We start from the raw sequence: 24,418 nt of genomic DNA, 5'->3' as shown, positions 1-24,418 counted from the left end.
ATCTATTCAGAAATCACAATTGGTTTTCCTGTTCGCGCACTATCGTAGACTGCCCTTACAATTTCGACTGATTTACGCCCTTCAATCCCGTCGACCAAAGGCGTCCGATTCTCAGAAATTGCTTCCATCAAATCCTCAATCTGTTTTTGATGGCCATAGAACCCAATATCCATCGGATTGGCAACACCACCTTGTGAAGGCCCGCCTCCCGAATAAGTTTCACGTAATTTAGCGTCAGCTTCCGTATCTTCTGAAAACTGCCACTGGGTAAGACTATTCTCCTCGATAACGGCGCTACCCTTCGTACCCATAACCTCAATTCTTTTAAATGATCCAGGGAAAACAGCCGTCGAACATTCAATTGTCCCGACCGCACCATTTTTAAACCTTAATATAGCAACAGCCGTATCTTCAACCTCAATATTCTTATGGCGCACATTTGCTGTTATAGCCTGTACAGACTCTACCGGCCCCATGTACCATTGCAAGATATCTACGGAATGGATCGCCTGGTTCATTAATGCCCCGCCGCCGTCAAACTCCCATGTCCCTCTCCAGTCTGCAGACGCATAATATTTTTCATCCCGACTCCATTTTACATAAGCACTTCCTAATACCAAATTACCAAATCTGTTATCGTCCAGCGCTTTTCTGATCTGCTGACTTGCTGGATAAAAACGAGTTGGATAGATCACAGCCACTTTAACACCCTTTTTCGAAGCGGCGTTAATGATCTCATCACTCTTCTCAAGCGTCACTTCCAGCGGCTTTTCAATAAGACAATGCTTCCCGGCCTCAATTGCCTTCATTGCAGGATCGCGATGCAGTCCTGATGCAGTACATATACATACGATGTCGACATCATTGTTCTCTAATAGTTCTTCAATCGAATCATAAGCTATACAATCATATTCTTTCGCAAAAGCAATTGCTTTTTCCTTTGTGCGGTTAAACACCCCAAGTAATTTCGCATTCGGAATAGCATCTATTGCCTTAGCATGAATACTCGCGATAGCACCCGTTCCTATAATTGCAAAACCAAATAGTTTATTATTCATCTTATCGTTCTTTTTTCTTCGTCAACAAATGGCGCAATCGATACACCAAACTTACACCATCGGCGCCCAATAGGTACAATAGGCATTTTCAAAAACCGGCCCCTTAAACAACTGACAGCCACCGCACTTTTCACCTTCATTAGGTTTTATATACAATTGACAATTAGCACAATCCGAATCAGGGATCGGTGTTTCCTCAACATAACCCAGGCTCTCTCTTTTTTGAAGCTCAACGTCACTTACGTTGCTGTAATCATTGCAAGAGTCTACCGGAGCTGAAGCCGTTTCTGATTCTGTAGTTGATTGGGTTGATGAATTACATGCATTCAGAATGAATCCACCTCCTATTAGCATGGAGCTTAAAAAAGCTGATTTTCTTATAAATGACCTTCTAGAATAATCTTTTTTCATCTTATGTCTATTTCTAATTCCTCGTTCAATTTAAAGACTTTTAATTTTTCCTATAACCTCTTTATTCTTGTCGCTCGTATTGCTCTCCAAAGCTGACAGAGCACTTTCAAGATCACTGTCAACTTTATTTTCCGATTCTGATTTTTCAAGTCCTTTTAGTAAACCGTTTAAATATGCCTCATGCCATTCAGGATCCTTGTTTGCAATGGCTTTTATCAAAGCTGCGGCTTCCCCTTTGGCATTTCGAGCACCAAATACATAGGCCAAGTCATTAGCAAATTTCTTTTTATCATCATCTACTTGACCAAAGAACTGAGTCTTATCCAAAGCGCTCACCAATTGCATGGACGATCCGATATTGGAACTTAAAACGGCCGTTCTAAACCACGACACCTTGTTTCGTTGTTCAACAACTTTTGCTAATGCTGCTGCTACATTAGCAGATGAAAACTCACCGATACTAAGCGTTGCCTGAAACGCTACCCGCGGATCGCTATCTTCTGTCAAACCGATCAGTTGCGGCAACAAATCAGGAAAGCGTTCTGCCAAGATTGCACCATGTTCACGAACACCGGGGTGCTCATCGCCAATAGCTTGCTGAACAAGAGAAGCGTTCAAACTATTCAATCCTTCTAACACATAAAGCGCATGCAATCTCGTTCTGGGATCTTCACTATCATTGAACAGAGCAGTAACAGCGGGGATAATGGACTTATCCTGGCGTTCTAATAAAAGTCGCTGAGCTTGTAGACGCCACCATTGGTTCGGATGAGAAAGCAATTCAACGTATTCCTGGGCACTTCGGTTGCTCGAATTTCCGACCAGCTCTCCTGTTTTTTTCTCTTTCGAAACAATCCGATAAATCCTACCCATGTCACTTCCGCGCATAAAGTCCATGTCTTCTTTCAGGTCTTCAGGAATTGATACCGGTGTTTCGATGTGTTGACGATACATGTCAATAAGATAAAGATTTCCGTCAGGACCAACTGTAAAATTAGATGGTCTGAACCACGTGTCGGTAGATGCTAAAAATTCCCGGTCACCTTCACCTTCCGCTCTTTGAGCTATAAAGCGTGGTTCAGTTTTATGCGGAACCAAAATATCTCGGTGAACTAAGTTTCCTGCTACTTCTCCTGTAAAAATATTGCCATAATACCCTTCTGGGAAAGCGTCGCCACCATAGAATGTTCCACCCGAAGCACCAGTAAAATGATCTCTTGGATGCTCAATTCGATCCAAGCCTTGCTCATCATACGAAGCCTGCCTTCTGCTACTGCGCTCTTCTCTCCAATAAGGCGTCGGCGTTAATTGATACATTCTTAAATCATGATCATTTATATTAAATGATCCTCTGCTTGATGGCAAATAAGGATGACGATGATTATACCTCCACGGTATAACAGACTGTTGGATGTGGAGCGTATTTTGTGTAAAAAAACGATGGCCCCAATCATTCAAAGCATGACCAAATTGTCCCGGACCAGTTTCCGCCTCAAACTCATCCCGATCCAAACGGAATCTAAAATCCGCACCAGCCATCGACAAAGCGGGAGCCTCTGGCTTTTTGCTAAATGTAACATTTCCAGCCTGCCCGTGGTTCGAGGCATAGATCCAGTTATCAACACCAAAGCGAAGGTTTGTAATTTGTGCTTCCGAATTATTTTCGAAGAAACCCGAAAAAAGCTTTTCCTGCACATCTGCAACATGATCCCCATCCGTATCTTTCAGATAAAGAATATGAGGCGCGGCAGTTAGGATAATCCCTCCTTTCCAAGGTAACATACTTGTAGCCTCCGATATATTTTCCGCAAATACAGTAGAAGAATCTACCTTTCCATCACCATCTGTGTCCCGTAAAAGCTTAATTCGTCCTTTTCCTTGACCCGGTTCCGGCTTAAAGGGGTAATCTGGCATCTCTACGACGTATGCATTGCCATTTTCGTCAAATATCATTGAAACTGGATCCTGAACATGTGGTTCCGTAGCAAATATTTCAATTTCAAAATCCTCATGCAGTTCAAAATGCTCTAATGATTCTTCTGGAGTCATGGGTCCTGGATATCGCTCATTCGAACAGGATGCTACTAACACGGCTGGTATTAGAGACCATAAAGCAAATCTGCTAGCTATTATTGATCGTTTCATTGACTATTTTTTAATTTTAGTTATCTAATATATTTTTGACTGACATTTATTATTCTTTGTTGTTAATGCTTTGTCCCGCTAAATCCGACACCCCTGTTAAAATACTTTTTTCGATACCTTCTGCCCATTTCGCTGGCAAGCCATATACTTTTTGCGATGTATCACCTTCATAACCACCTTCTTTCAAGATAATATCCGAAGGAATATAAGCCATCACATCATTTGAGTATCCCAGAACGAAGGTGTCCTTTCCCAAAAGCTTTTTTACCTGAATACTATATTCAATCACAACTTCACCTCCTAAAGCTACAATCTTCTGATCTCCTAGTGACCAAAGTTGTATTGGGTATGGATAAGAAGTTCGGAGTTTCTCCTTTCGATCGATTTTCTCTATCATCCTTTTTGCCCAGCGACTTTCATAACCCGAAGCCTCCGCTGCCACTTTCTCTAGTTCTTCCCGCGTAGGCGGGGTTGCTAACTTTAAATCAATTTCTTTATAACCGGTTGTAAGTATCGGTGCCAACTCCTTCATATCTTCTTCCAATACACGAGTCACCGCAGCAGCCAATGTTTTTCCATATTGCTTCGCGAGCCCTACTGTCCGCCTCGGAAGAGGGTTTTGATCAGCACCTGTACATTGAAAAAACATCGCTAACGCTCCCGGGTATTCTTTTTCAAGTTCTATCTGAGCAAAACCCACATAATCACCAGACCATTCGTTCGACGATAATACAGTCGGATGACACGCATATCCGAAGCCTATGGCCATCAGATTATTGCTTTCAGCATCAATAACTTTCAGAACAGGAACCGCATAATCATTCGGACCGCTAAGCGAAGTCTGCTGCTCTAGATTTGCTTCTTTATTGTTTCTCCTATTTACTTGAAACCTGGTAACACCGTTTTCAGAAAATATCTTGACTGGCTTAATATCCTTCATCGCCATCCCTACCAACTCAACAATTTGCTTTCCAAGTTGAGCGGAGTAAGCAATTACCCGCTGCTTGTTTTTTTCGTCGAGTTCATAAATATCCACTAATGCTGCTTCCAAAACCGGCCCTGAATGTGTATGCGAACTATTAATTAACACCTCGTCAATTTTCAATCCGTATTTTTTATTTATTTCTGTTCGTATATCATCTGACAATGCCTTTGGCATTCCCAACAAATCACTTGTTATTAAAACAGACCTCTTTCCACCCGCATCTTCCAAATACAATGCTTTTACCCACAGATCTGTTAATTTGCCATCAGAAGGTGCTGTACGACTCGCATAACCTGCCAACCAGTGCGGTTCAGATGGTGTAATATTAACTTTTGCTACACCAGCCTTCCACGATCCTGAAGACTCTTGCGCTTGCACAGAGACAAAAGAACTTATAAAATAAGCCATGAAGACTATTGTAAACCGAAACACGAACCTACGCGTTCTGCTTTTTGATTTTATCGGCATTTTTGTGTATTTTCTGAATTGCGTGAGCTATATTCTCCATATCTGTCCGGTTTCCAAGCAACATATTCTGCGAAAGCCAAACAGCTTCTTCACAGAGCTCATCGTTCAGCGGACAGCTATTATTTTCGTTGTATTTTTGAATATCCAACTCCTCAGCAGTATACATCTTTTGAAAATTTTTACTCTTGAATGCATGCTCTAAATAAGGCATCTTATTTAAAGGGACATAGCCCGAAGAACAAGGCACACCTTCGGCACGAAGAGCGTTTAAGAACTCCGACCTGGGCAACCCCTTAAACTGTTCCTGATCATACCTAAATGGGAAAAGATGAAATACCGATTTCGTTACATTCTCGTACACAGAGTACGTTATGATTCCTGGAATATTTTCAAGAAGTGACTTTAAGTAAGCCGCATTTCGTTCTCTCAAATCGGTTTGATCCTGAAAACGAACGAGCTGACTAAAACCGATAGCTGCCTGATATTCTGTTAACCTCAATTTTGTCCCCGCCATAACAAAAGACCCGCCAGGCTCAGGCTTAACCGACCCATGGGCTAGTCCATAATTATGATAGGAATAGCATCGATCCATAAACTCGTCATTATCGCTCACAATAGCGCCACCTTCACCCATGGGTATATTTTTCGAGTTTTGAAAGCTAAAGCAGCCCGCATCCCCAAATGTTCCCACTTTTTTATGGTCAATCTCAGCCAACCATGCTTGACAGGCATCCTCTACAACCACCAAATTGTGCTTTTTTGCAATTTTCATAATCGACACCATATCACAAGGAAACCCTAAAATATGGACAGGTAAAATCGCTTTCGTGCGAGGCGTTATCTTCGCTTCTAATTTTTTCGGGTCAATCTGATAAGTCGCTTTATCAATATCCGCAAAAACCGGAATTGCACCTGTAGCCAAAATGGCTTGCGGACAAGCAATAAACGTATAAGGAGGTAAAATAACTTCATCTCCGCCACCGATGCCCAACTGAAGCAAGGAAACAAAAAGAGAATTTGTACCATTCACTAAGGTCAGACAACGTTTGGAACCAATCAACTCAGCCCATCGGGCTTCAAAGTCGGCAACCACATTAGCTCGAGACCATTTGCCACTTCTCAGAACGTCCAACACACGCGCTTCATCTGTCTCTGGTTTCCAAATTGGCCAGCGTGACCAGTCGCCCGCATGTGCTTTAGGCCCGCCAAGTATCGCGGGCAAATCATCTTTCCTCGGCCGGTAAGGCACCATGGAAGTTAAACCCATCCCCGCGCCTACCATCAGGTTTTGAAGAATAAAATCGCGGCGAGAATAATTTTTTAACATAATTATGAGATTCGGTTAGTATGCTTTTTACTCGGTAACGTACACGAATATAAGTGAAAAATTAGACTTAAAAAAGATTTATACTAAAAATCTTGTGATTGTTTTTACCTATTTTGTCAGCCATGTGATTGCATTTTTCAACATTTTTTTAAATTGGGGTTTATTGAAGTCGGTCGGGTATCCCAAAGATGTATAGAAAACCTTTCCTTTTTTTGCGTTCAATCTTGTCCAAGCGATCGGTTGAACCAAATCTTCCGAATAACCTTCTAATAACACAACAGCTTCTTGATCCAACAAAGGATCTACGAGATAGACATTTCCTTCGCTATGCCATTCCAAAGGTTTTACACCTTTCATAATTTCATGTTCATTAGCTCCCGCCACCAATTTAACATCTGTACCAGGTTCCGTAGGACCATAGCCCCTGTTCTCACAACCAAGTACGTCGGCTACAAATTCAGGCCAGTCGAGATAACCTTTTGGTACCGGACCGCTCATCACCGAAAATGCGTGATTAGCCGTCCGTATCCCCATAATCGGCTTACCACTGTTAACATATGCTTGAATCAACTGCATTTCCTTAGCGGGCAACGCAAGCCGCCGGCAAAACACAACCAACAAATCGGCGTCTTTTAAAACCTCAATCCCGGGAAAACTCGAAGATTGCAGAGTTCCTTCACTCTCGATAACTGTAACACGATATTGCTTATCCAACTCCTTTGCAAATTGAGGTATTGTACGGTGGGCTTCATAGTTGAGCGTGTCTTTGCTTACCAGAAAAACAAGATGCGGTTTCTCACCTGCTACTATATAAGAAGGAACTGCAGCAAAAAATAGCAGACAAAAGGTTATCAATACGCTTTTCATCATGTCAAGTTTAAAAATTTACTTATATTTTCATATCGCAACAGATTCTTTTCCTTATCGGTCGCCTCATTCTCTCTCAAAGCCTCAACCCGCAGTAATCCTGTACAATAATCTAATATTGGAGCATGCGTCCCAAACGTAAACTTATCTTTACCATATTGTTCCAAGAGCCGCCCCAGATTGCTCAATGCTCTACCCGAAGTATCCATTAACACATTGGCACTTTTAATTACTTCCGTGTCGGCTTCATTGAGATAAGCACCATTAGCAATATTCAGAATCAAAAATTTCGCATCAGGAACCTCCCTTATAATGGGAATCGTATCAGCCAAAGCCCACTCCTTGTCAATATCCAGCCACGAGCTAGGTCGTCTATCAACGATCCGTAACGTCAAGGCTATCGGCAAATCTAAGTCTCTGCACCTCTTCACGAGCTCAACTGACGCGGGATGCAGCAAATCATAACGGTGATATTTGGGGTACATCCTTATCCCCTTCACGCCGTATTTTTGAACACTCCGTGTCAAGTCATCCTGCCACCCGTTGAATATCGGATTAACAACTCCGAAAGGAATAAATTTATCCCGATACTTTTTCTTCGACTGAAGCTCTTTGAACAGCTCTGCGTTTGCCGCCTCTGCATCTTTGTAAAAAATACCATTAAAATTACCCACCACTGCCCGATCCACACCAAAGCGGTCCATCCTTTCCAACAACATATCGCAACTGTTATATTGCAATTTTCTAAACGGCCAGTGTCCTATAGACACGTTTGCATCAATCAACATGATTACCTGCCTTTCTCAATATGTTGTTATAGTTCTCAAAATAAATTTTTTCGCGTTGTCTTTCAGTTAGATTTGCGGCGATCACGTGCCCCACACCCTGATAAAAGCTATTGTCACACCCGAAAAACATACGGTCTTCACCTAAATACTTCATTGCATAATCTATGATATCGGACTGGTTGTTACTACCAGATACATCCACATAAATGTTTTTATAGTCTTTAATAGTTTTACACGCATTCTCCCAATCTATTCCCCCACCCAAATGTGCCAGCTGGAACATAGCTTCAGGGTAACGCTTTGCAGCATCCACAAAATCCTCTGGCATACTCATTCCTTCTGGCTCGGTCTCATTCATAATAACACGCGCATTACCAATACCTGTGTGCATGAGTATGATCATTTTTAGTTCAATAAACCGCTCGATAATCGGATAAAAAGCAGGATCGTTTATTTTAACCTGAGTATACAATTTCATGCCGACAAAACCTTGGTCTACCCGTCTGTTAATCTCATCCATCGCCTCTTTAGGGTAACGCGGATTGACGGTCATCTGTCCTTTAAAACGGTCGGGAAATTCCTTAACTGCTTTGAGGACAAACTCGTTATTAGCAATAAATTCTGACGGCGGACCCTCTCCTCGTGTCACTGGCTTCGATATGACCAATGTCTCTATGCCCAAGCGGTCAGCAATGTCTATATGGTCACGTGGAGTTTCTGGACCCAGGCCGACATGCGCATGTGCATCTATTTTACGGTATTTGAGCACTTCGCTCATCAAATCATAAGACCTATTGCTTCCATTTCGATAATCAAACAAGGGTTCTTGCGGATGGGTAAAGCCAAAAAGCCCTGAACCCAATACAACACCTGCAACAGCAGCGCTATGAGCAACAAACTCCCTTCGATCCATATTTTTTTTCATCGTATATTTAAATCTTTAGACAAGTTATTTTTTCACATCTTCATAAGCCTGGTCCAACAAGCGATTGGCAGTTTCAACCAACATAATCCCTGCTTCTTTTTCACCGACTGTTCCCATCGTCATTTCATAACCACCAAATTTTTGCTCACAGGGCATTCCGACATAATGAACACCATTACCATTTGAGTAACCCAATACAATTGTTTGAGGAAAAGGCGAATGCTCCCGAATATTTTTACCCAAATCTGTCAATGGTTCTCCTGGTAAACTTACAAAAGCCAATGGCCCCATGGTTACGAGTTTGACTTCTGCATCAACATGATCCATACCGGTACGCTCCTTACCGCTTTCGTTTAAGGGCAAACCGATTTTCGCAGTATAAACCCGAAGCTCACTGTTCGTCAGCCGAACGCTATACTGAAAGGCGGCTTTAGCCAAATTGGCGATTCCTTCTCCCATCTCCTCGACAGCTTGGCTGCCTCTTTTCCAAGGGTTCACATCGCCCGCCGCTCCTTGAAAAAAAACAGCGTGCCCACCAATACGCGCTCGAATCTTTTTTGCTGCCTCGCCCGGCCAATCGCTCGATACTGCATTGGAATAAGGATAGATCGAAACAGCATGAATTGCCGTGTTAAAAAATGAAACGATATTATTGCCGCTGTCATCTCTAAAAGAAACCAGTGATAAGGTTCTATCTAAAGGCCCATAGCTAAATCCACCCGGTAGCACTTTCGGATTCCATGCTTCATGCTTATAACCATAACCCTTTGGTGTATTGTCTTCTGCCACACCCCATTGTGGAGCCCGCGGGCGTCGGTTATTCATAAATTCTGAAGCATCTGCTCGTCCTATCCAAACGGTAGCTTCTTGAAGTGACTCATTAGCCACCGTTACCGCTTTCAATGTTTGATCCATCAGATACTCCATCCATTTCTTAAAGAAGGGATCTTCATTCTGCTCTGGCATATACCGAATTGCCCACCACGTATCTCTTTCCTTTCCGCGGTAGCCCTCATTATAGACAGGTGACCATGGTGCGGAGTGGTTATGTGTACCGCTGACCCAAATATTAGCTTTATCAATACCCAGTTTAGAAGAAACCCGCTTACGAACCTCATCGGTAGCAGATTCGCCTGCGTCCACCAGATCCCATGACACCATTACAACCTTATTCTTTCCATCACTTAGAACAGTTGCACTCACACTCAATGAGTCAGTTATCCCTTCATACGGCTTTCCGGTCACCCAGTTTTTCACACGCACATCCGGAGTAATATCCATCTGGGCCGTGCCAACTGAATATCGAACCGAATCAACAGATCCAAAAACATGACTAAAAACCATTGAGGTTATAAAGAAAGTTAAAAGATATATTTTAAACACATAGCGATTCATAACGTTGAAATTAAAATTCACGAGTTCATCAGACAGTTAGCGGCACATTTTTACTATCAAATATCTTTCTGGCTAACATTCTGTAATTTCTTCCAAAAACTTTCATTTGCTCATCATGAGAAAGTGAAGCGTCCAAAACCTTTGAAAGCTCTGTTGCAAAGGAACGGGACGGCCCATGCCCACCCCAGACGATCCGATCTACACCCAACTCGTTAACAGCAAAATCAACGGAACCTGAATGTGGATCAGCTCCAGCAAACTCAAAGAAAACATTTTCGTACGGTCTGATGGCTTTCGTTCCCAGCTCCCAGTCCCCTCCGGCGTGCCCGCATATCAGCGCTACATCGGGAAAGCGCTGCGCTAAAGTGGCAACGTTCATAGGTGTCGATTCACCCGACAGATTCCCACCTCCAGGGTATGACGGATCACCCCCAATTTTTATCCACGTATGGATATAAATAACACAACCTAATTCCGAAGCATATTTTATAATCTGATCATTATTAGGATGATCACAGGTAATACCTAATTTATTACCACCAACGTATTTGATGCCTATACACGGACCATTCTTAATCCACTTCTCCATTTTTGCACAGCTTTCATCGGGGAAACCGGGATCAATAGGTATAATGCCTGACACATGTGATGATTCTTTCTCCAACAAAACTTTAAGGTCATTATCATAAGGCATTATATCGAGCGGGTTTTGTAAGGTTCCTCCGATATCGACTGACACAACCCGTTCAATTCCCATTCGATTTACATAATACATCATCCTTTGGTGTTGCCCGATCGGATTATTTGTCGTCCATAAACCATGATAATGCGTATCCCATATTCTTAATGCTTGCAACTGCTGCAGATCGGGAAGGCCATAGGCTTTAGGATCGAAGACAAAAGATTCTTGGTTCATTTTTTTAGGTTAAGAGGTTTTTAGAAAGCTGCTGGCGTTGCCGTTAGCTATATCAATAAAATCCTGCTTTTCAAGTGGAGATTCAAAAAGCTTTAACAGATTAGTTTCTACCGGAAAAAAAGGTGCATGTGAACCAAACATAATTCTTTTAGCAGGAACAGGCTTGGTCGTACCATTCCATGGTTTACCTTCGATCAGCAAACCGAGCCCTCCGTTTGTTTCGATCCTGGAGATATCAAAAAACACATTCGTTTCTCCAACAAAGCGATCCAGCACTTTACCCCCAACTCGGTTGTTCCAATACACGAGTTCGACCTTCGCATTTGGAACTTTTTTCACTGCATCCACCATCGCTTCAAACTTCACACTTCTTACTTTTACGATGGGGTGAATATTACGTAAATCATCAATATCACCCACAACCTGTAAAATCATGTTACGCTTTGCCACTTCTTCCAATAGCTCTACAAATTCAGGTTGTTCAAAATTAAAGGTCTGATAAATAGGAAAGATTTTCACACCCTTCATACCATACTGTTCATCACAGCGTCTGAGATCTTCCTTCCAATCTGGCCAAGCAATATTTACCGTACCGAAAGGAAGTAGAAATCCGCGCCCACTCTTCTTGCACTCAGCAGCTAATCTCTTATTAACAGCGTCTATGTTTTTATGAAAAAGTCCTTCAAAACTACCGGCCCAAGCTTGGGAAATATGATGTTTTTTCAACTTCTTCACCAGAGCGTCTGTCTCTCCATATTTAAACTTACGAAAAGGCCAATTCAATAGATTTATGTTGGTATCAATAATAGAGGGTGCTGGACCCGCCTGCGGATTACCCGATAATAAAGAGATTGAACTTTCCGCTTTAGCGATCCCCGAGGTAGCTGACATGACAGCTGCCGCAGCCAGTGATCTGGCAACAAATGCCCTTCGGTTAATTAGCTTCATTTATAAAGATTTAAGTTGAGCGCGGTTGTCATATACTTTCATAATCGCATTCACAATATCATCCATGTCATTTTTTGAGCCTAGCAGTGTTCCCGAACCCCATATGGAAACTAAGGTCTCATCACATATCCGATCGCAGTTAGGCAAATTCATCCCTTCCTGATACTCTTTTAATCGTGCCTCGGAATACATGGTTTTAAAACCATCCAGACCTAAGATATGCTGTATCCATGGTTCCCGATGGAGACCTTTTCTGATATAAGAACCAAAACCGATGCCTTCAGCATTAACAGCTTTTAAAAACTTACTTCTATCAGCTCCATCAAAGTGCTCTTTATGATAAGTTAGCGCATAATGATAATAGGAAGCGCTTTCCGTTCCTTCATAGCGTTTTTGCGGTACGAGTCCGGGAAAACCCTTTAGTTGAGCATTTATGTAATCCGCATTTTTATTTCTGATTTCAAACCGTTCTTTTGCTGAAGGCAATTGACCTAATAAAATCGCAGCTTCAAATTCATTCATCCGATACTTCGGACCAATTGTTTCGTTGCGACCCTCCTTAGAAGCGCCCCTATTCTGAACAGTAAAACACTGATCCATTAAGGCTGTATCATTACCAACAACCGCTCCTCCTTCTCCACAAGCAATCGCTTTACTCGCCTGAAAACTAAAACAGCCTAAATCTCCAATTGTACCGATAGCTTTCCCCTGATATCTCGAAAAAGGAGCTTGACAGGAATCTTCAATAACCCGTAGGTTATGTTTCTTTGCAATAGCCTTGATACGCTCCATATTAGCGGGCATTCCCATAATGTGTACGGGCATAATCGCTTTTGTATTTTTATTAATCCTTTTTTCAATCTCATCCGGATCGAGTTGATACGAATCCGGATCAAGGTCAACCATAACGGGTAACGCTCTACTGGTTAATATGGACGATATTGTCCCCATATCCGTATAGGGTGATGTAATTACTTCGTCACCCGGACCAATGCCCAGTGCTTCAACACATGTGCTCAATGCCTGGGTACCGGAGCCCGTCCCGACGCTATGGTTCGCACCGATCAGCGCAGCAAACTCAGTTTCGAACGTATCGACATTCCCGCCCTTTTTTTGTATTCGGCTCCATATACCGCTCTTTGTGGTTGACACGATGTTCTCAACCATCTTTTCATTAACATAGGGCCATTTCGGGCCGATTGCTTTGTTCGTCCTTATCGGCGAGCCCCCTAAAGCTGCTAATTTTCCAGATGTGTTGCCAAGCTTTCCATAGGTAGGAAACGATTGGGAAACCGCAGCAGCAAATGACGTTGCAGCAACAGCAGAAAGAAACTTTCGACGGCTAAAATCATTTTTATGTGTCATAATAAAAGGTTAAAACGGTGGTTATAACAAAATCGGTGTACGTACCCGTAATAGGCAACAACAATTATCGTGTTACTATCTTCTAAGATAGAATAAATTTTCAATTCATCCAACGAATATTTTATTATTCCTTTACGAATTGAAAATTTATTTTTACTTATCTCAGTTCTTTACCGAGAATACGTATTCAGTTGAGGTTTTATACACCTCGCCCGGTTCCAACAAAATGGAAGGAAAATTTTCTTGGTTAGGCGAATCGGGGAAATGTTGTGTTTCCAGGCAGAATGCTGTACGATATTCATCCTTGGCACCACTTTTCAGTGTATTCTTCCCTTGCATAAAATTACCACCATAAAATTGAAGTCCCGGTTCATCGGTATACACTTCCATAACAATACCACTTTTGTCACCTACCGCTCTTGCTGCTAATCCTGAAGGGTCTTTGGCCAAAACAAAATTATGATCATAACCATCGCCATTACCGAGCTGAACATCCTCTTGATCCACTCGTTCTCCAATACGGGTCGCTTCTCTAAAATCGAATGGCGAACCTTCAACAGTTGCCTGCTCGCCGAGTGGTATCAATGTACTATCGACAGGGGTATATTGATCGGCGTAAATTTGTAAAACATGGTCGTTAATCGTTCCCGAACCCTCACCATTGAGATTGAAGAAAGCATGGTTTGTTAAGTTCACCGGCGTCCGTTTATCCGTCGTTGCCTCATAGTCAATTTTCAATCCCTGATCTTCCGTTGCTGTATAGGTTACCTTAACTTTTAAGTTTCCGGGAAAACCCTCCTCACCATCTGCCGATTCATAGTGAAGCACCAGTGTAGAATCATTGACCTGCTCTCCGTCCCAAACCACGTATTGAAAGCCTTTTTTCCCTCCGTGCAAGGCATTTGGGCCATTATTTTGAAACACAGAGTACTCAACACCATCTACCGAGAACTTCCCTTTGGCAATACGGTTTCCTACCCGACCGATCAGCGCACCCAAGTAAGGTTCCGTCGCTTCAGCATAGCCACTCGGCGAATCCATTCCAATAACCACATCGGTTGGATTGCCATCCTTATCCGGCACAACCAAGCCGACCACCCGACCACCATAATTTGTAATCGCGGCCTCAAGGCCTTTACTATTCTTGATCACATACAAATGTGTTGCTTTATTATCGATTGTATCTTCAAACGATACCTTGTCAGGTAAAAGAGTCGAATATTCTGAAGTATTCATATTTTCTTTAGTTTCATTTCCACAAGAACTCAGACAAGTAGCAGCTACTAGAACCCCGAGCAATAAATTATTTACTTTCATCATAATAACAGGTGTTATGTATTTTAATTGATTACCAATATACGGTATATAAAGCTACCAATATTCCAATGATAATAAGCGCCCCAACGGCAAAACCCGGTGACGTTCTAAACATTTTAGGTTCAACCTCAAGCCCTTTCGGATTCGTACCTTTCCAACCAAGTTCCAACTTCGTAATGATAATCATCATGATTACGCATATAATGAATACAAAACCCATCCGATCGATAAATGGAATTTCGTATACGCCTTCCGCGTTTGGCACCGCAAAACCGAATTGATATAAAAATTCCAGATCTACGAAATTTGGTAATACCTTAAAGATAATCGAAAGGATGAAGCCGCCAATCGTTGCAAAGAGAGCTGCATTAGAAGTTGTTTTTTTCCAAAAGAACCCTAATAAAAACATAGCAAAAATACCCGGCGACACGAAACCAGTATATTCTTGAATATATTGGAACCCGCCTTTCTTATCAATTCCCATGAAAGGAGCAATGATAACCGCCAAAAAGATGGATATGATGATGACAATCTTACCCACATTCACCATATGCTTCTCCGATGCGTTCTTATTGAACACCTTCTTGTAAATATCCAGTGTGAATATCGTCGCAATACTATTTGTCTTACCAGCCAAAGAAGCAACAATAGCAGCCGTCAAAGCAGCAAAAGCCAAACCCTTCAATCCGACCGGCAATAGGTTTAATAGAACAGGATATGCTTTATCTGGGTTGATTTCACCGTCGACCAACATTTCTGTCTGAAAGGCACCATTCTGGTAAAGAACAAAAGCCGCAATACCCGGAATTACAACGATCAAGGGCATCAATAATTTAAGAAAACCAGCAAACAGCAAACCGTTTCGTGCAGTTTTTAAATCGGCCCCCAATGCACGTTGGGTGATGTATTGATTACAACCCCAATAGTTCAGATTTACAATCCACATACCTCCGACCAGAATGGACAATCCTGGCAAATCAAGATAGTTGGGGTGCGTCTTATCAAATATCAGATGAAAATGACTGTCCGCCTGATCCTTCATGATATTAAATCCATTCAATACACCCGACGAACCAAAGTGCTCAGACACGAGGTTCAAGGCTAAATAGGTCGTAGCGAGACCACCCAAGATCAAAAAGAAAACCTGGATTACATCCGTATAGCCGATGACCTTCATACCGCCCAAAGTAATGATGATCGCAAAGATGGCCAGAATAATCATACAGGCCGTCAGGTTCAGTCCCGAAATACCGTTGATCGCCAAAGCACCTAAATAAAGGATCGATGTTAAATTCACCAACACATAGAGTAAAAGCCAAAAAACTGCCATAATCATACTCACCGTACTGTTATATCGTTGGTTCAGAAATTGCGGCATCGTGTATATTTTATTCTTGATATACACCGGCAAGAAGAAGACGGCGACAACAATCAACGTAGCAGCGGCCAACCATTCATAGGCGGCGATCGCCAATCCCATCTGAAAACCAGAACCGCTCATCCCGATAAACTGCTCGGCCGAAATATTAGACGCAATCAACGATGCACCGATCGCCCACCATGTCAATGAGCCTTCAGCTAAGAAATAGTCTTTTGAATCCGTCTGCAGCTTTTTCTTCTTGTAATAAATCCAAAGACCATAAAATGCTACGACTAGAAAGTAGAAGAAAAATACCGCGTAGTCAATGTTGTGTAATACCTGCATTGGTTAGAATTCTATAATTTAGTTTATTTATAATACTCGCTTTGTTCCATCCTCAATCGACACAAAATATACTTTCAGCTCTCTGTCCATATCCCTTTTATAAGCATTGCTTGTTTCCTCAACAACCCTGTCAACCGATTCTGATTGTATCAGGTTAATCGTGCAGCCTCCAAACCCCCCGCCCATCATTCTAGCTCCAATAACTTCTGGATGCGCTTTGACCCGATCGACTAAATAATCCAGTTCCTCACAGCTAACTTCATACTCGTCGCGCAAACCTTCGTGGGTTTCGTACATCCGTTTCCCAAATGTTTCCAGATCCCCTTTCAACAAATCTTCGCATGCATCCTGAAGTCGCTGGATTTCCTTCACCACATAAGCACATCGGTTGTAAACCACCGGATCAACCCCTTTGACATAATCGTCTAGCATCTGCTGGCTAACCCGGCGCAGACTGTCGACGTCCGGATGATGTTCTTGAACCAATTCTACCCCAGATTCGCATTGCGACCTGCGCTCATTGTAAGCAGAGGACGCAAGTGAATGTTTCACGCCGGTATCAAAAAGAACGACCTTGTAATTTTTAGCATTGAAAGGTATAAAATTAAATTCAAAACTCTCGCAATCCAATTTTATTAAATGGTCTGATTTACCAAAAACACTGGCAAATTGATCCATTAAACCACATTGAACTCCAACAAAATTATTCTCAGCAGCCTGACCGATCTTAGCGATCTCCAATGAACTTAATTTTAAATCAAAAATCTCATTAATACCAAATGCTGCAGCACATTCCAAGGCTGCCGAAGATGATAAACCCGCTCCCTGAGGAATATTCCCATCGAAAACGATATCGACACCGCTCAACTCACAACCTCTCTTTTGCAATTCAACGATAACACCCAGAATATAATCTGGCCATAATATCCCCGATGGCTCTAAATTTTCAAGCGTACCCGCATAAAGCTTCTGATAGCTTTCTGAAAAAATGTTAATCTGTGCATCTTCACGCTTCGAAATAGCAAGCACGATTACTTTATCGATAGCGGCCGGCAAAACCAAGCCTTGGTTATAGTCGGTATGCTCCCCGATCAGGTTAATTCGCCCAGGAGATGTAAAAATACTCGGCTCCGTATCATACAGCTCAGAAAACCGGTGTTTTACTTTTTCAATGATAATCTCAGCTGCATTGTCATTTTCTATATTATTCATTTATCTATAGTGTAATCGATTACGTCACTACATAATTACAAAAAAGAATTTAAAATAAAAATCAAAACTAAGAATATTATTGAAATAGATTTCGATCAATGCATTTGATGAAAATTATTATCTTGCGCATATTATATTCTAATTTTGAAAAAAAGAGTCACCATCCACGATATTGCCAAAGAACTGAACACAACCGCGGCAACGGTATCTAGAGCCCTCAACAACAATCCTTCAATCGGAATGGCCATGAAACAGCGGGTTCAGGAAATGGCAAAAAAACTCAACTATCGTCAAGACCGGATTGCCATGTCTCTTCGTTCGGGCAAGACCTTCGTTATCGGCGTAATTATCCCGAGTGCAAAAATCAGCTTCTTCGGGTCTGTAGTGCATGGTATCGAATCGGTCGCGCGCAAAAGCGGTTATCAAATCCTGCTTTTCCAAACGAACGAAAAATATACGAACGAAAAAGAAGGAATTAATACACTTCTTCAATCAAATGTCGATGCGATCATCGTTTCGATCTCGAAAGAAACGACAAACTACGATCATTTTCTAGAAGTAAAAGAGCAAGGCGTACCGCTGATTCTATTTGACCGAACGAACGATACACTCGGTTTCCCTTCAGTTGTCATCGATGACTTCAAAGGTGCCTACATGGCAACCAGTCACCTGATCGATCAGGGGTATACCAACATCGCACATATCTGCGGACAGCAACATATCAAGATTTTTGAAGATCGTCTTTTAGGTTATAAGGCGGCACTCGAAGATCATGAACTCCCTTTCAAAGAATCTAACATTATACCGGGGGATGTTTCCATCCAATCAGGAGAAAAAGCAGCAGGAGTACTTTTAGATCTGACCGAACGCCCGGACGCCATTTTTGCAGCCGAGGATTTCATGGCTCTCGGAGCCCTGCAAGTTCTGAAAAAGCGTAAACTTCATATGCCTGGCCAATTCGGCTTAGTTGGATTTGCCAATGAAGCTTTCGGGGAATACATCACACCCAGCCTCACGACAGTCAATCAACGAAACATCGAAATGGGCGAAGAGGCCGCTAAACTTTTCTTGTCGCTCCCAGCTAAAAACTTCTATAAAGAATCCACCCCACCCAAAATTGTGCTGGAACCAGAATTGATCGTCCGCGAATCATCTTCACCAAAACTATCTTAGAAATCGGCTTAACCGGCAAAAGCCGTGCTGATTACTCTCAGTTTTCATTTGATAAAATTAAAATTAGCCCCGCAATACAGTAACTGTATATTTCCTTTTAGTTAAATATCCAAGCAGCAAACGGCAAACGTTTTATAACGAAACAAACCGACAACAAATTGTTTTTGTAGTATTTTTCACCGTAAAATCGAGATATTTTCTGCCTATTCAAGTCGGACTTTAGTCGGACATTGTTCGGACATCATTCGGACATTAGTCGTGTATACCCGATTAATCTCCGAATGACATACGACTATGTTCTGACTACGCTTTGGCTTAGATAAAAGTATACACAGAAATTAACCCTAACGTTATAAGCGCAGTGTATTTTAACTTTAACGACACAATGAGCTTTCATGCGGGATTGCACGAAAGCTCAGAACACAAAAAACAAACTGAATGAAAAAAATTAGCGGTTATTGGCCTTTACAGCCGAAATGATCTGGTCATATACATTGTCGGGGAATATATTGGGTTGGCCATACCAGAAAAACGATTCATCGCCTTCATAAACACCGGCCTTAATATGGCGAATGGTAGGCAAGTAGCTCGCTACATCATTCGTATATCCGGCTACACTAACAATCTTGTCAGGATATAAAGCTTTTATGCCGAGGCCGTATTCGGAAACCACTTCCCTAGACAAGCCTACTAACTTCCAGTTTCCAATATTTATTGTTTGGATATAAACCGGCATTGACTCGGGCATCGTGCCTTCCCGGTGGTGCTTCAGCATCAGATCGGCCCATCGCACGTTCTTCTCTGCACCTACATCTCCTTCTTTCCCGCTATTCTCTTTTTTGAATTTTTCCAGCGCATCTACAGACCAAGCTTTAACTGGAAAATTGACGGAGTCCAAATGGTAGTCGATCTCGCCGGAAATTTCCATTAATTGATTATCCAGTACATCAAGAACAGCATTTGCCAGTTTTTCTCCGCTGAGCCGATGATCTGAATCGATCGGATTCACATCACCTGCGGTTCCTTGGATGAACATACTTTCACCGCCAGATTTCCTGTTGATCAGATCTCTTGCGACGGCGGGATAATTAGCACTTACCGTTACCCCCTCTTCCCCTGCATTTTGGAAAACGGGATGACAGCCGTGCATAAACAAAATATTATTCGTATGCTGACCTTGATAGGCTATCTTAATAACATCAACATCCCGATCGTAAGGACCATCCGGAAACCTTCGGTTAGACCCAATCTCCACCTGCCCGCGACCGAAGGATATAGTCGCGGATTTCGCGGATTTGATAGCGTTTTTAACGGATGTGATTATAGCGGGTTTTACGACAGCCTCCATGTATTCAGGGTTGGGCCGCTGACAATGTTCTCCCCAAGTGAACCAGTTTTGTGAGACAGGAGCAAAATGCGTGTGTGAAGCATTGATCAAGATGGCCGATGCAGGGATTTTGTGCTTTTTGGAAATAGCTGCTTTCACCTGATTTATAAAAGCGTAGTCAAAACCACACAGATCAAGGGAAATCAGAAGAACGTGTTCTTTGTTATTTTCAATCGAAAGGGTATGTGTAAAAAGGTTATTATCGGTTTTATGCTGAGCGATAAACACAGTACCCGATGCATCTAGTCCGTACAATCGATCTTTGTGCACACCAATTTTCACGATATCTTGCGTATAAGTTATGCCATTTTGAATGGCAATACGTAACCATTCTCCATGACCCTGATACCGCAATAACTCGTTATTTCCCGTTAATCCGTATACCTTATTTTTATATACTGCGAAATCAACAGGCTGAATTTCACTTCTCTCTGCACGTTTACCTGCTTGCTCATCTTTGTCAAAAATTTTGAACGGGATGGATTCGTTGTCAACTTTTATCCACTCCAGGCTAAATCGTCCGTCTCTTGGCGCGCCATAACCGGCGAGTGCAACCGAGAAGATTGAGGAAGAAGGTTCAATTGGCTGTTTATCGCTGCCAACCTGGTACACCGTTTGTCCTAACAAAAGATAGGGCAAGGCTACAAGGAACAAAACATTTAATATTCGCGAGCTGATCATTGTTTTCTATTTATGAGGAAACGACTGTTGCGCTTTCTGTGCTTTATCAACACTTCCATGCTTTAATAAAAGAGCCTTAGCTTCTCCATAGTTTTCGATTCCGGTGTTTTTCATCAGTATCTTTACGGCCCGATCAGTAATCTTGTCATTGATCAACGCCACGTGGATCATACTGGTATCCTGCACCCTGTTCAAACGGATCATCGTTGTAGTGCTGATCATATCGAAAATCATCTTTTGCGCCGTCCCACATTTCATTCTCGTGCTGCCCGTAACAAATTCAGGTCCGGTAACTACTTCGATCGGATAATCTGAATAACTTGCTATAGGTGATTCTGGATTACTGACGATGCACCCGGTAGCAATCCCCTCTTCCTTGCACTTTTTCAAAGTCTCAAGCACAAAAGGTGTCGTGCCACTTGCAGAAATGCCAATTACGATATCATTCGGATTAACCTGCTTCTCTTTTAGCTCATGCCAACCCTCTGTCGTGTTATCCTCTTCCTCTTCCAATGCGTCGACCAGGTGATCTACTCCACCGGCCAAAATCACATTAAAGACCCCTTTAGGTATACCGTAGGTTGTGGGCAGCTCAATAACGTCTAGCACAGCAAGGCGACCGCCACTTCCGGCACCTACGTAAAACAATCGTCCGCCTTTTTCCAATTTATTCACAATCACGTCGATAAGATCACTGATCATGGGCAGGGTTTTCTCAATCTCCACGGCAACCTTATTATCCTCCGAATTGATCGCGGCGACCAGTTCAGCGGTCGATTTTTGTTCTAAGTTTCGGTATTTTGATTGCTGTTCTGTAATGCGGTCCATCCGTCTCTATATTTCTATATTATTATAAGCTATTGATTTGTTTTGCGTATTTCTTTATTTTTTTAATAGCGGCAGCTATTTTATCCATATCCGACTGGTTACCCAATAGCATATACTGAAGAAACCAAACGGATTGTTCACTCGTTAATTTATCGTTCTGAGGACACTCATTCTGTTCCAGCCATTCCTGCATTCTCTTTTCACCATAAATCTTCAGATAGTGTTTGTTTTTAGCTAAACCCGTAACATATTCATCCTTATTCATTTGACCATAGCCTTGCGAACAAGGTATTCCTTCGGCCTGTAATGCTTTAATGAACTTATCTCTGCTTAATCCTCCAAACCCTTCCTTAAGGTACCGGAACATATATAGATGATAAGCGCCTGCTGTTGTGCCCTCGTAAAGCTTGGCAGGCTCTATTCCTTCTATTTCGTTTAAAAGACTGGTCAGATATCTTGCATTTCTATCACGAGTAGCAGCTTGCTCTCTTAATCTTGTCATCTGTGCGAGCAAGATATTTCCCTGAAACTCCGTCAATCTCAAGTTTGTTCCTCTTGTGCCCGTACCCGTTCCGAATGATGTCGTTGTGCCCCCCTGCCCTTGATTGTGGAAATTATAGCAAGTTTTAATAAAATCGGCATTGTTGCTGGTTATAGCTCCACCCTCCGCACAATTCAGGTTTTTAGACGATTGGAAACTGAAAGCACCTGCCAGACCGAAAGATCCAACTTTCTTCCCTTTCCATTCAGCCATATGTGCCTGGCAAGCATCTTCAATCAATGGAAGGTTATGCTTATCAGCTATTTGAAGAAAATGATCTATATTAAATGGGGAACCGCCAATATGTACCGGCATAAGTACTTTCGTTTGCGGACCGATAGCTGACTCGACTTTTGTCGAATCTATTTGAAAGCTTTCGATGTCGGTATCGACGAAAATTGGCAAGGCATAGTTTAAAACGGCGACATTATAAGTTGCGATAAAGGTGTAAACAGGCATAATAACCTCATCTCCCGGTCCAACATCCAACGCCCCCAAAATCGTATACAGAGCACTGGTGCCGCTGGACACGCCCAGACTGTGGTTAACGCCCAATAATTTCGCATATTCACCTTCAAAGCCGGCAACCACTTTTCCGTTTAACCGACCCCATTTCCCACTCTTTAATACGTCTATTAGTGCCCTTTCTTCCGTTTCATTAAAAAGCGGCCAATTCGTAAAACTGTCGGCCTTTGCCTTTGATCCACCAAGAATTGCAGGTTTCCCATCATCCGCGAAAGAAAAGTAAGGCGCTCCGACAGCAATACCGCCGCCTGCAATAGCTGCTGCAGAAATAAAATCTCTTCTATTGTATTTAGTTTTCATAATTTAAGTTTCTTTAAAACTCTATCTTTAAACAATTGGTTCGCTCGTATTATGGCCATCAGGTTATGGCCGTCAGGATCCCGAAGGCGCAAATGAATACCATTGCATATTTAATGCAATTAAGGAATTATATTTCAAAAACGCAAAATAAAAAACGCAAAAATAAAAAAGACAAACATCCAACCCCTTAACACCTCAATGTTAACTCAAAAATAAATTCACCTGCAATATTAAACTATAAATTAATAAAAATACATTAGGAAACAATAATGCTATAAAACTCGGAAAGACCTAAGGAAAATTAATGCGCTATATCAATTTACAAAATGCGTGTATCGGAATAAATATTGGATAAATATTTAATATATTTGAGTGAATCTAACAATAATCTGAATTTAGTAGTGAAAAAACATAAAAGGCAAGCGCTGATCTTAAGACAGATTGAACTTCATAATAAAATGCTTTCTGTTGACTTAAGTGAAGAACTCAATGTTTCCGATGACACCATTCGTCGTGACTTGAAAGAGTTAGCAAATGATGGAAAGATTATCCGCGTTCATGGCGGCGCTGTCAGCAAATCGTTTGTCAAGCCATTTAATACTGAAAATCAAGTATATGCACTTGAAGAGAAACGCTCAATAGCTCAAAAAACATTGGCTCTCTTTAAAAACAACATGGTCATTCTTACCGAAGGAGGTACAACGATTTTGGAACTCGCTAAAGTCATCCCAAAGAACTTACGATTAACAATTATCACAATCAGTCCACAAGTAGCCATCATGCTATCGGAGCACGACAACCTCAATGTGATCAGTGTAGGCGGTCGGCTAACAAAGAACGCTAATCTACATACTGGTGCGAGTGTTGTCAACCTTCTTGCAGACATCAGAGCAGATTTATGCATCTTAGGTGCAAATGCATTTTCTGCCGAAGAAGGCTTAACGGATATGGACTGGGAAATCGTTGAGGTGAAAAAAGCGCTTATCCGATCGGCAAAAAAAGTTGCGGTTATAAGTATATCTGAAAAACTCAATAGCAATAAATGGCTAAATATATGTTCAACTTCTCAGATCGACTACTTGGTTACGGAGCTGGATTCTTCGGATACGCTTTTAACACCCTACATTCAAAAAGGGATTACGGTATTATGA

At 42.0% G+C, this 24,418-nt stretch carries 20 protein-coding genes; 2 read left to right on the top strand and 18 right to left on the bottom strand.

What is annotated here, in order from left to right; all coding sequences use genetic code 11:
* Positions 1-2: 2 nt before the first annotated feature.
* The 15 genes from D3P12_RS09485 to galK all read right to left on the bottom strand — a co-directional run bounded on the left by D3P12_RS09485 (position 3) and on the right by galK (position 17,832).
* Positions 3-1,058 carry a Gfo/Idh/MocA family protein gene (locus D3P12_RS09485; RefSeq protein WP_118194942.1) on the bottom strand — a complete coding sequence of 352 codons (1,056 nt, stop codon included), beginning with the start codon at positions 1,056-1,058 and terminating at the stop codon, positions 3-5.
* A 51-nt stretch (positions 1,059-1,109) separates the two neighbouring features.
* Entirely contained in the window at positions 1,110-1,469 is a 360-nt protein-coding gene (locus D3P12_RS09480) for a high-potential iron-sulfur protein (RefSeq protein WP_205941083.1), read from the bottom strand.
* A gap of 30 nt (positions 1,470-1,499) precedes the next feature.
* The gene (locus D3P12_RS09475) at positions 1,500-3,614 is read right to left on the bottom strand and encodes a PVC-type heme-binding CxxCH protein (RefSeq protein WP_118194940.1); all 2,115 of its coding nucleotides are present in this window, start codon (positions 3,612-3,614) and stop codon (positions 1,500-1,502) included.
* 49 nt (positions 3,615-3,663) lie between these two features.
* Positions 3,664-5,007 carry a neutral/alkaline non-lysosomal ceramidase N-terminal domain-containing protein gene (locus tag D3P12_RS09470; protein WP_118194938.1) on the bottom strand — a complete coding sequence of 448 codons (1,344 nt, stop codon included), beginning with the start codon at positions 5,005-5,007 and terminating at the stop codon, positions 3,664-3,666.
* 28 nt (positions 5,008-5,035) lie between these two features.
* Entirely contained in the window at positions 5,036-6,394 is a 1,359-nt protein-coding gene (locus tag D3P12_RS09465) for a DegT/DnrJ/EryC1/StrS family aminotransferase (protein WP_118194936.1), read from the bottom strand.
* A 108-nt stretch (positions 6,395-6,502) separates the two neighbouring features.
* Entirely contained in the window at positions 6,503-7,264 is a 762-nt protein-coding gene (locus D3P12_RS09460; protein WP_118194933.1) for a ThuA domain-containing protein, read from the bottom strand.
* Complete coding sequence (locus D3P12_RS09455; protein ID WP_118194931.1) at positions 7,261-8,049, bottom strand: amidohydrolase family protein; 789 nt, start codon at positions 8,047-8,049, stop codon at positions 7,261-7,263. Before D3P12_RS09455 ends, D3P12_RS09460 begins: the two co-directional genes overlap by 4 nt.
* Positions 8,039-8,974 carry an amidohydrolase family protein gene (locus D3P12_RS09450; RefSeq protein WP_245977422.1) on the bottom strand — a complete coding sequence of 312 codons (936 nt, stop codon included), beginning with the start codon at positions 8,972-8,974 and terminating at the stop codon, positions 8,039-8,041. The genes D3P12_RS09455 and D3P12_RS09450 overlap by 11 nt, the downstream gene beginning before the upstream one ends.
* Positions 8,975-8,998: 24 nt before the next feature.
* A complete protein-coding gene (locus tag D3P12_RS09445; RefSeq protein ID WP_118194929.1) occupies positions 8,999-10,369 on the bottom strand; it encodes a neutral/alkaline non-lysosomal ceramidase N-terminal domain-containing protein in 1,371 nt (456 codons plus the stop codon).
* Between the two features lie 28 nt (positions 10,370-10,397).
* A complete protein-coding gene (locus D3P12_RS09440) occupies positions 10,398-11,285 on the bottom strand; it encodes an amidohydrolase family protein (RefSeq protein ID WP_118194927.1) in 888 nt (295 codons plus the stop codon).
* A 9-nt stretch (positions 11,286-11,294) separates the two neighbouring features.
* A complete protein-coding gene (locus D3P12_RS09435; RefSeq protein ID WP_118194925.1) occupies positions 11,295-12,233 on the bottom strand; it encodes an amidohydrolase family protein in 939 nt (312 codons plus the stop codon).
* The gene (locus D3P12_RS09430) at positions 12,234-13,598 is read right to left on the bottom strand and encodes a DegT/DnrJ/EryC1/StrS family aminotransferase (protein ID WP_118194924.1); all 1,365 of its coding nucleotides are present in this window, start codon (positions 13,596-13,598) and stop codon (positions 12,234-12,236) included.
* A 162-nt stretch (positions 13,599-13,760) separates the two neighbouring features.
* Positions 13,761-14,918 carry an aldose epimerase family protein gene (locus D3P12_RS09425; RefSeq protein ID WP_317124657.1) on the bottom strand — a complete coding sequence of 386 codons (1,158 nt, stop codon included), beginning with the start codon at positions 14,916-14,918 and terminating at the stop codon, positions 13,761-13,763.
* Positions 14,919-14,946: 28 nt separating this feature from the next.
* Positions 14,947-16,620 carry a sodium/sugar symporter gene (locus D3P12_RS09420; RefSeq protein WP_118194922.1) on the bottom strand — a complete coding sequence of 558 codons (1,674 nt, stop codon included), beginning with the start codon at positions 16,618-16,620 and terminating at the stop codon, positions 14,947-14,949.
* Between the two features lie 27 nt (positions 16,621-16,647).
* Positions 16,648-17,832 (bottom strand): galactokinase, encoded by a 1,185-nt coding sequence (gene galK, locus D3P12_RS09415; protein ID WP_118194920.1) that lies wholly within the window; start codon positions 17,830-17,832, stop codon positions 16,648-16,650.
* A gap of 144 nt (positions 17,833-17,976) precedes the next feature.
* On the opposite strand from galK, the gene D3P12_RS09410 reads away from it, so the two are divergent.
* Positions 17,977-19,005: a LacI family DNA-binding transcriptional regulator gene (locus tag D3P12_RS09410; RefSeq protein ID WP_118194918.1), complete on the top strand. Its 1,029-nt coding sequence runs from the start codon at positions 17,977-17,979 to the stop codon at positions 19,003-19,005.
* A 448-nt stretch (positions 19,006-19,453) separates the two neighbouring features.
* On the opposite strand, the gene D3P12_RS09405 is transcribed toward D3P12_RS09410, so the two are convergent.
* From D3P12_RS09405 to D3P12_RS09395, 3 genes are read right to left on the bottom strand one after another with little or no spacing between them, the layout of a single operon-like run.
* A complete protein-coding gene (locus D3P12_RS09405; RefSeq protein WP_157970309.1) occupies positions 19,454-21,073 on the bottom strand; it encodes a hypothetical protein in 1,620 nt (539 codons plus the stop codon).
* Positions 21,074-21,079: 6 nt separating this feature from the next.
* Entirely contained in the window at positions 21,080-21,901 is an 822-nt protein-coding gene (locus D3P12_RS09400) for an N-acetylmuramic acid 6-phosphate etherase (RefSeq protein ID WP_118194914.1), read from the bottom strand.
* A gap of 22 nt (positions 21,902-21,923) precedes the next feature.
* Positions 21,924-23,267, bottom strand: coding sequence for a DegT/DnrJ/EryC1/StrS family aminotransferase (locus D3P12_RS09395; RefSeq protein WP_118194913.1), 1,344 nt, complete (start codon positions 23,265-23,267; stop codon positions 21,924-21,926).
* A gap of 401 nt (positions 23,268-23,668) precedes the next feature.
* Here D3P12_RS09395 and D3P12_RS09390 point away from each other — a divergent pair, with 401 nt between their 5' ends.
* A complete protein-coding gene (locus tag D3P12_RS09390) occupies positions 23,669-24,418 on the top strand; it encodes a DeoR/GlpR family DNA-binding transcription regulator (RefSeq protein WP_118197051.1) in 750 nt (249 codons plus the stop codon).

The sequence above is a fragment of the Pedobacter indicus genome, from assembly GCF_003449035.1.
In the GTDB taxonomy this organism is placed as follows: Bacteria; Bacteroidota; Bacteroidia; order Sphingobacteriales; family Sphingobacteriaceae; genus Albibacterium; species Albibacterium indicum.
This window is presented reverse-complemented; position numbering and strand designations above follow the sequence as displayed.

Coding starts and splice junctions, on each gene's coding strand:
- D3P12_RS09485 (WP_118194942.1), bottom strand. CDS start 1,058: ATGAATAATAAACTATTTGGTTTTGCAATTATAGGAACGGGTGCTATC.
- D3P12_RS09425 (WP_317124657.1), bottom strand. CDS start 14,918: ATGATGAAAGTAAATAATTTATTGCTCGGGGTTCTAGTAGCTGCTACT.
- D3P12_RS09435 (WP_118194925.1), bottom strand. CDS start 12,233: ATGAAGCTAATTAACCGAAGGGCATTTGTTGCCAGATCACTGGCTGCG.
- D3P12_RS09430 (WP_118194924.1), bottom strand. CDS start 13,598: ATGACACATAAAAATGATTTTAGCCGTCGAAAGTTTCTTTCTGCTGTT.
- D3P12_RS09440 (WP_118194927.1), bottom strand. CDS start 11,285: ATGAACCAAGAATCTTTTGTCTTCGATCCTAAAGCCTATGGCCTTCCC.
- D3P12_RS09450 (WP_245977422.1), bottom strand. CDS start 8,974: ATGAAAAAAAATATGGATCGAAGGGAGTTTGTTGCTCATAGCGCTGCT.
- D3P12_RS09470 (WP_118194938.1), bottom strand. CDS start 5,007: ATGGCTTATTTTATAAGTTCTTTTGTCTCTGTGCAAGCGCAAGAGTCT.
- galK (WP_118194920.1), bottom strand. CDS start 17,832: ATGAATAATATAGAAAATGACAATGCAGCTGAGATTATCATTGAAAAA.
- D3P12_RS09475 (WP_118194940.1), bottom strand. CDS start 3,614: ATGAAACGATCAATAATAGCTAGCAGATTTGCTTTATGGTCTCTAATA.
- D3P12_RS09460 (WP_118194933.1), bottom strand. CDS start 7,264: ATGATGAAAAGCGTATTGATAACCTTTTGTCTGCTATTTTTTGCTGCA.
- D3P12_RS09420 (WP_118194922.1), bottom strand. CDS start 16,620: ATGCAGGTATTACACAACATTGACTACGCGGTATTTTTCTTCTACTTT.
- D3P12_RS09445 (WP_118194929.1), bottom strand. CDS start 10,369: ATGAATCGCTATGTGTTTAAAATATATCTTTTAACTTTCTTTATAACC.
- D3P12_RS09400 (WP_118194914.1), bottom strand. CDS start 21,901: ATGGACCGCATTACAGAACAGCAATCAAAATACCGAAACTTAGAACAA.
- D3P12_RS09480 (WP_205941083.1), bottom strand. CDS start 1,469: ATGAAAAAAGATTATTCTAGAAGGTCATTTATAAGAAAATCAGCTTTT.
- D3P12_RS09405 (WP_157970309.1), bottom strand. CDS start 21,073: ATGATCAGCTCGCGAATATTAAATGTTTTGTTCCTTGTAGCCTTGCCC.
- D3P12_RS09395 (WP_118194913.1), bottom strand. CDS start 23,267: ATGAAAACTAAATACAATAGAAGAGATTTTATTTCTGCAGCAGCTATT.
- D3P12_RS09455 (WP_118194931.1), bottom strand. CDS start 8,049: ATGTTGATTGATGCAAACGTGTCTATAGGACACTGGCCGTTTAGAAAA.
- D3P12_RS09465 (WP_118194936.1), bottom strand. CDS start 6,394: ATGTTAAAAAATTATTCTCGCCGCGATTTTATTCTTCAAAACCTGATG.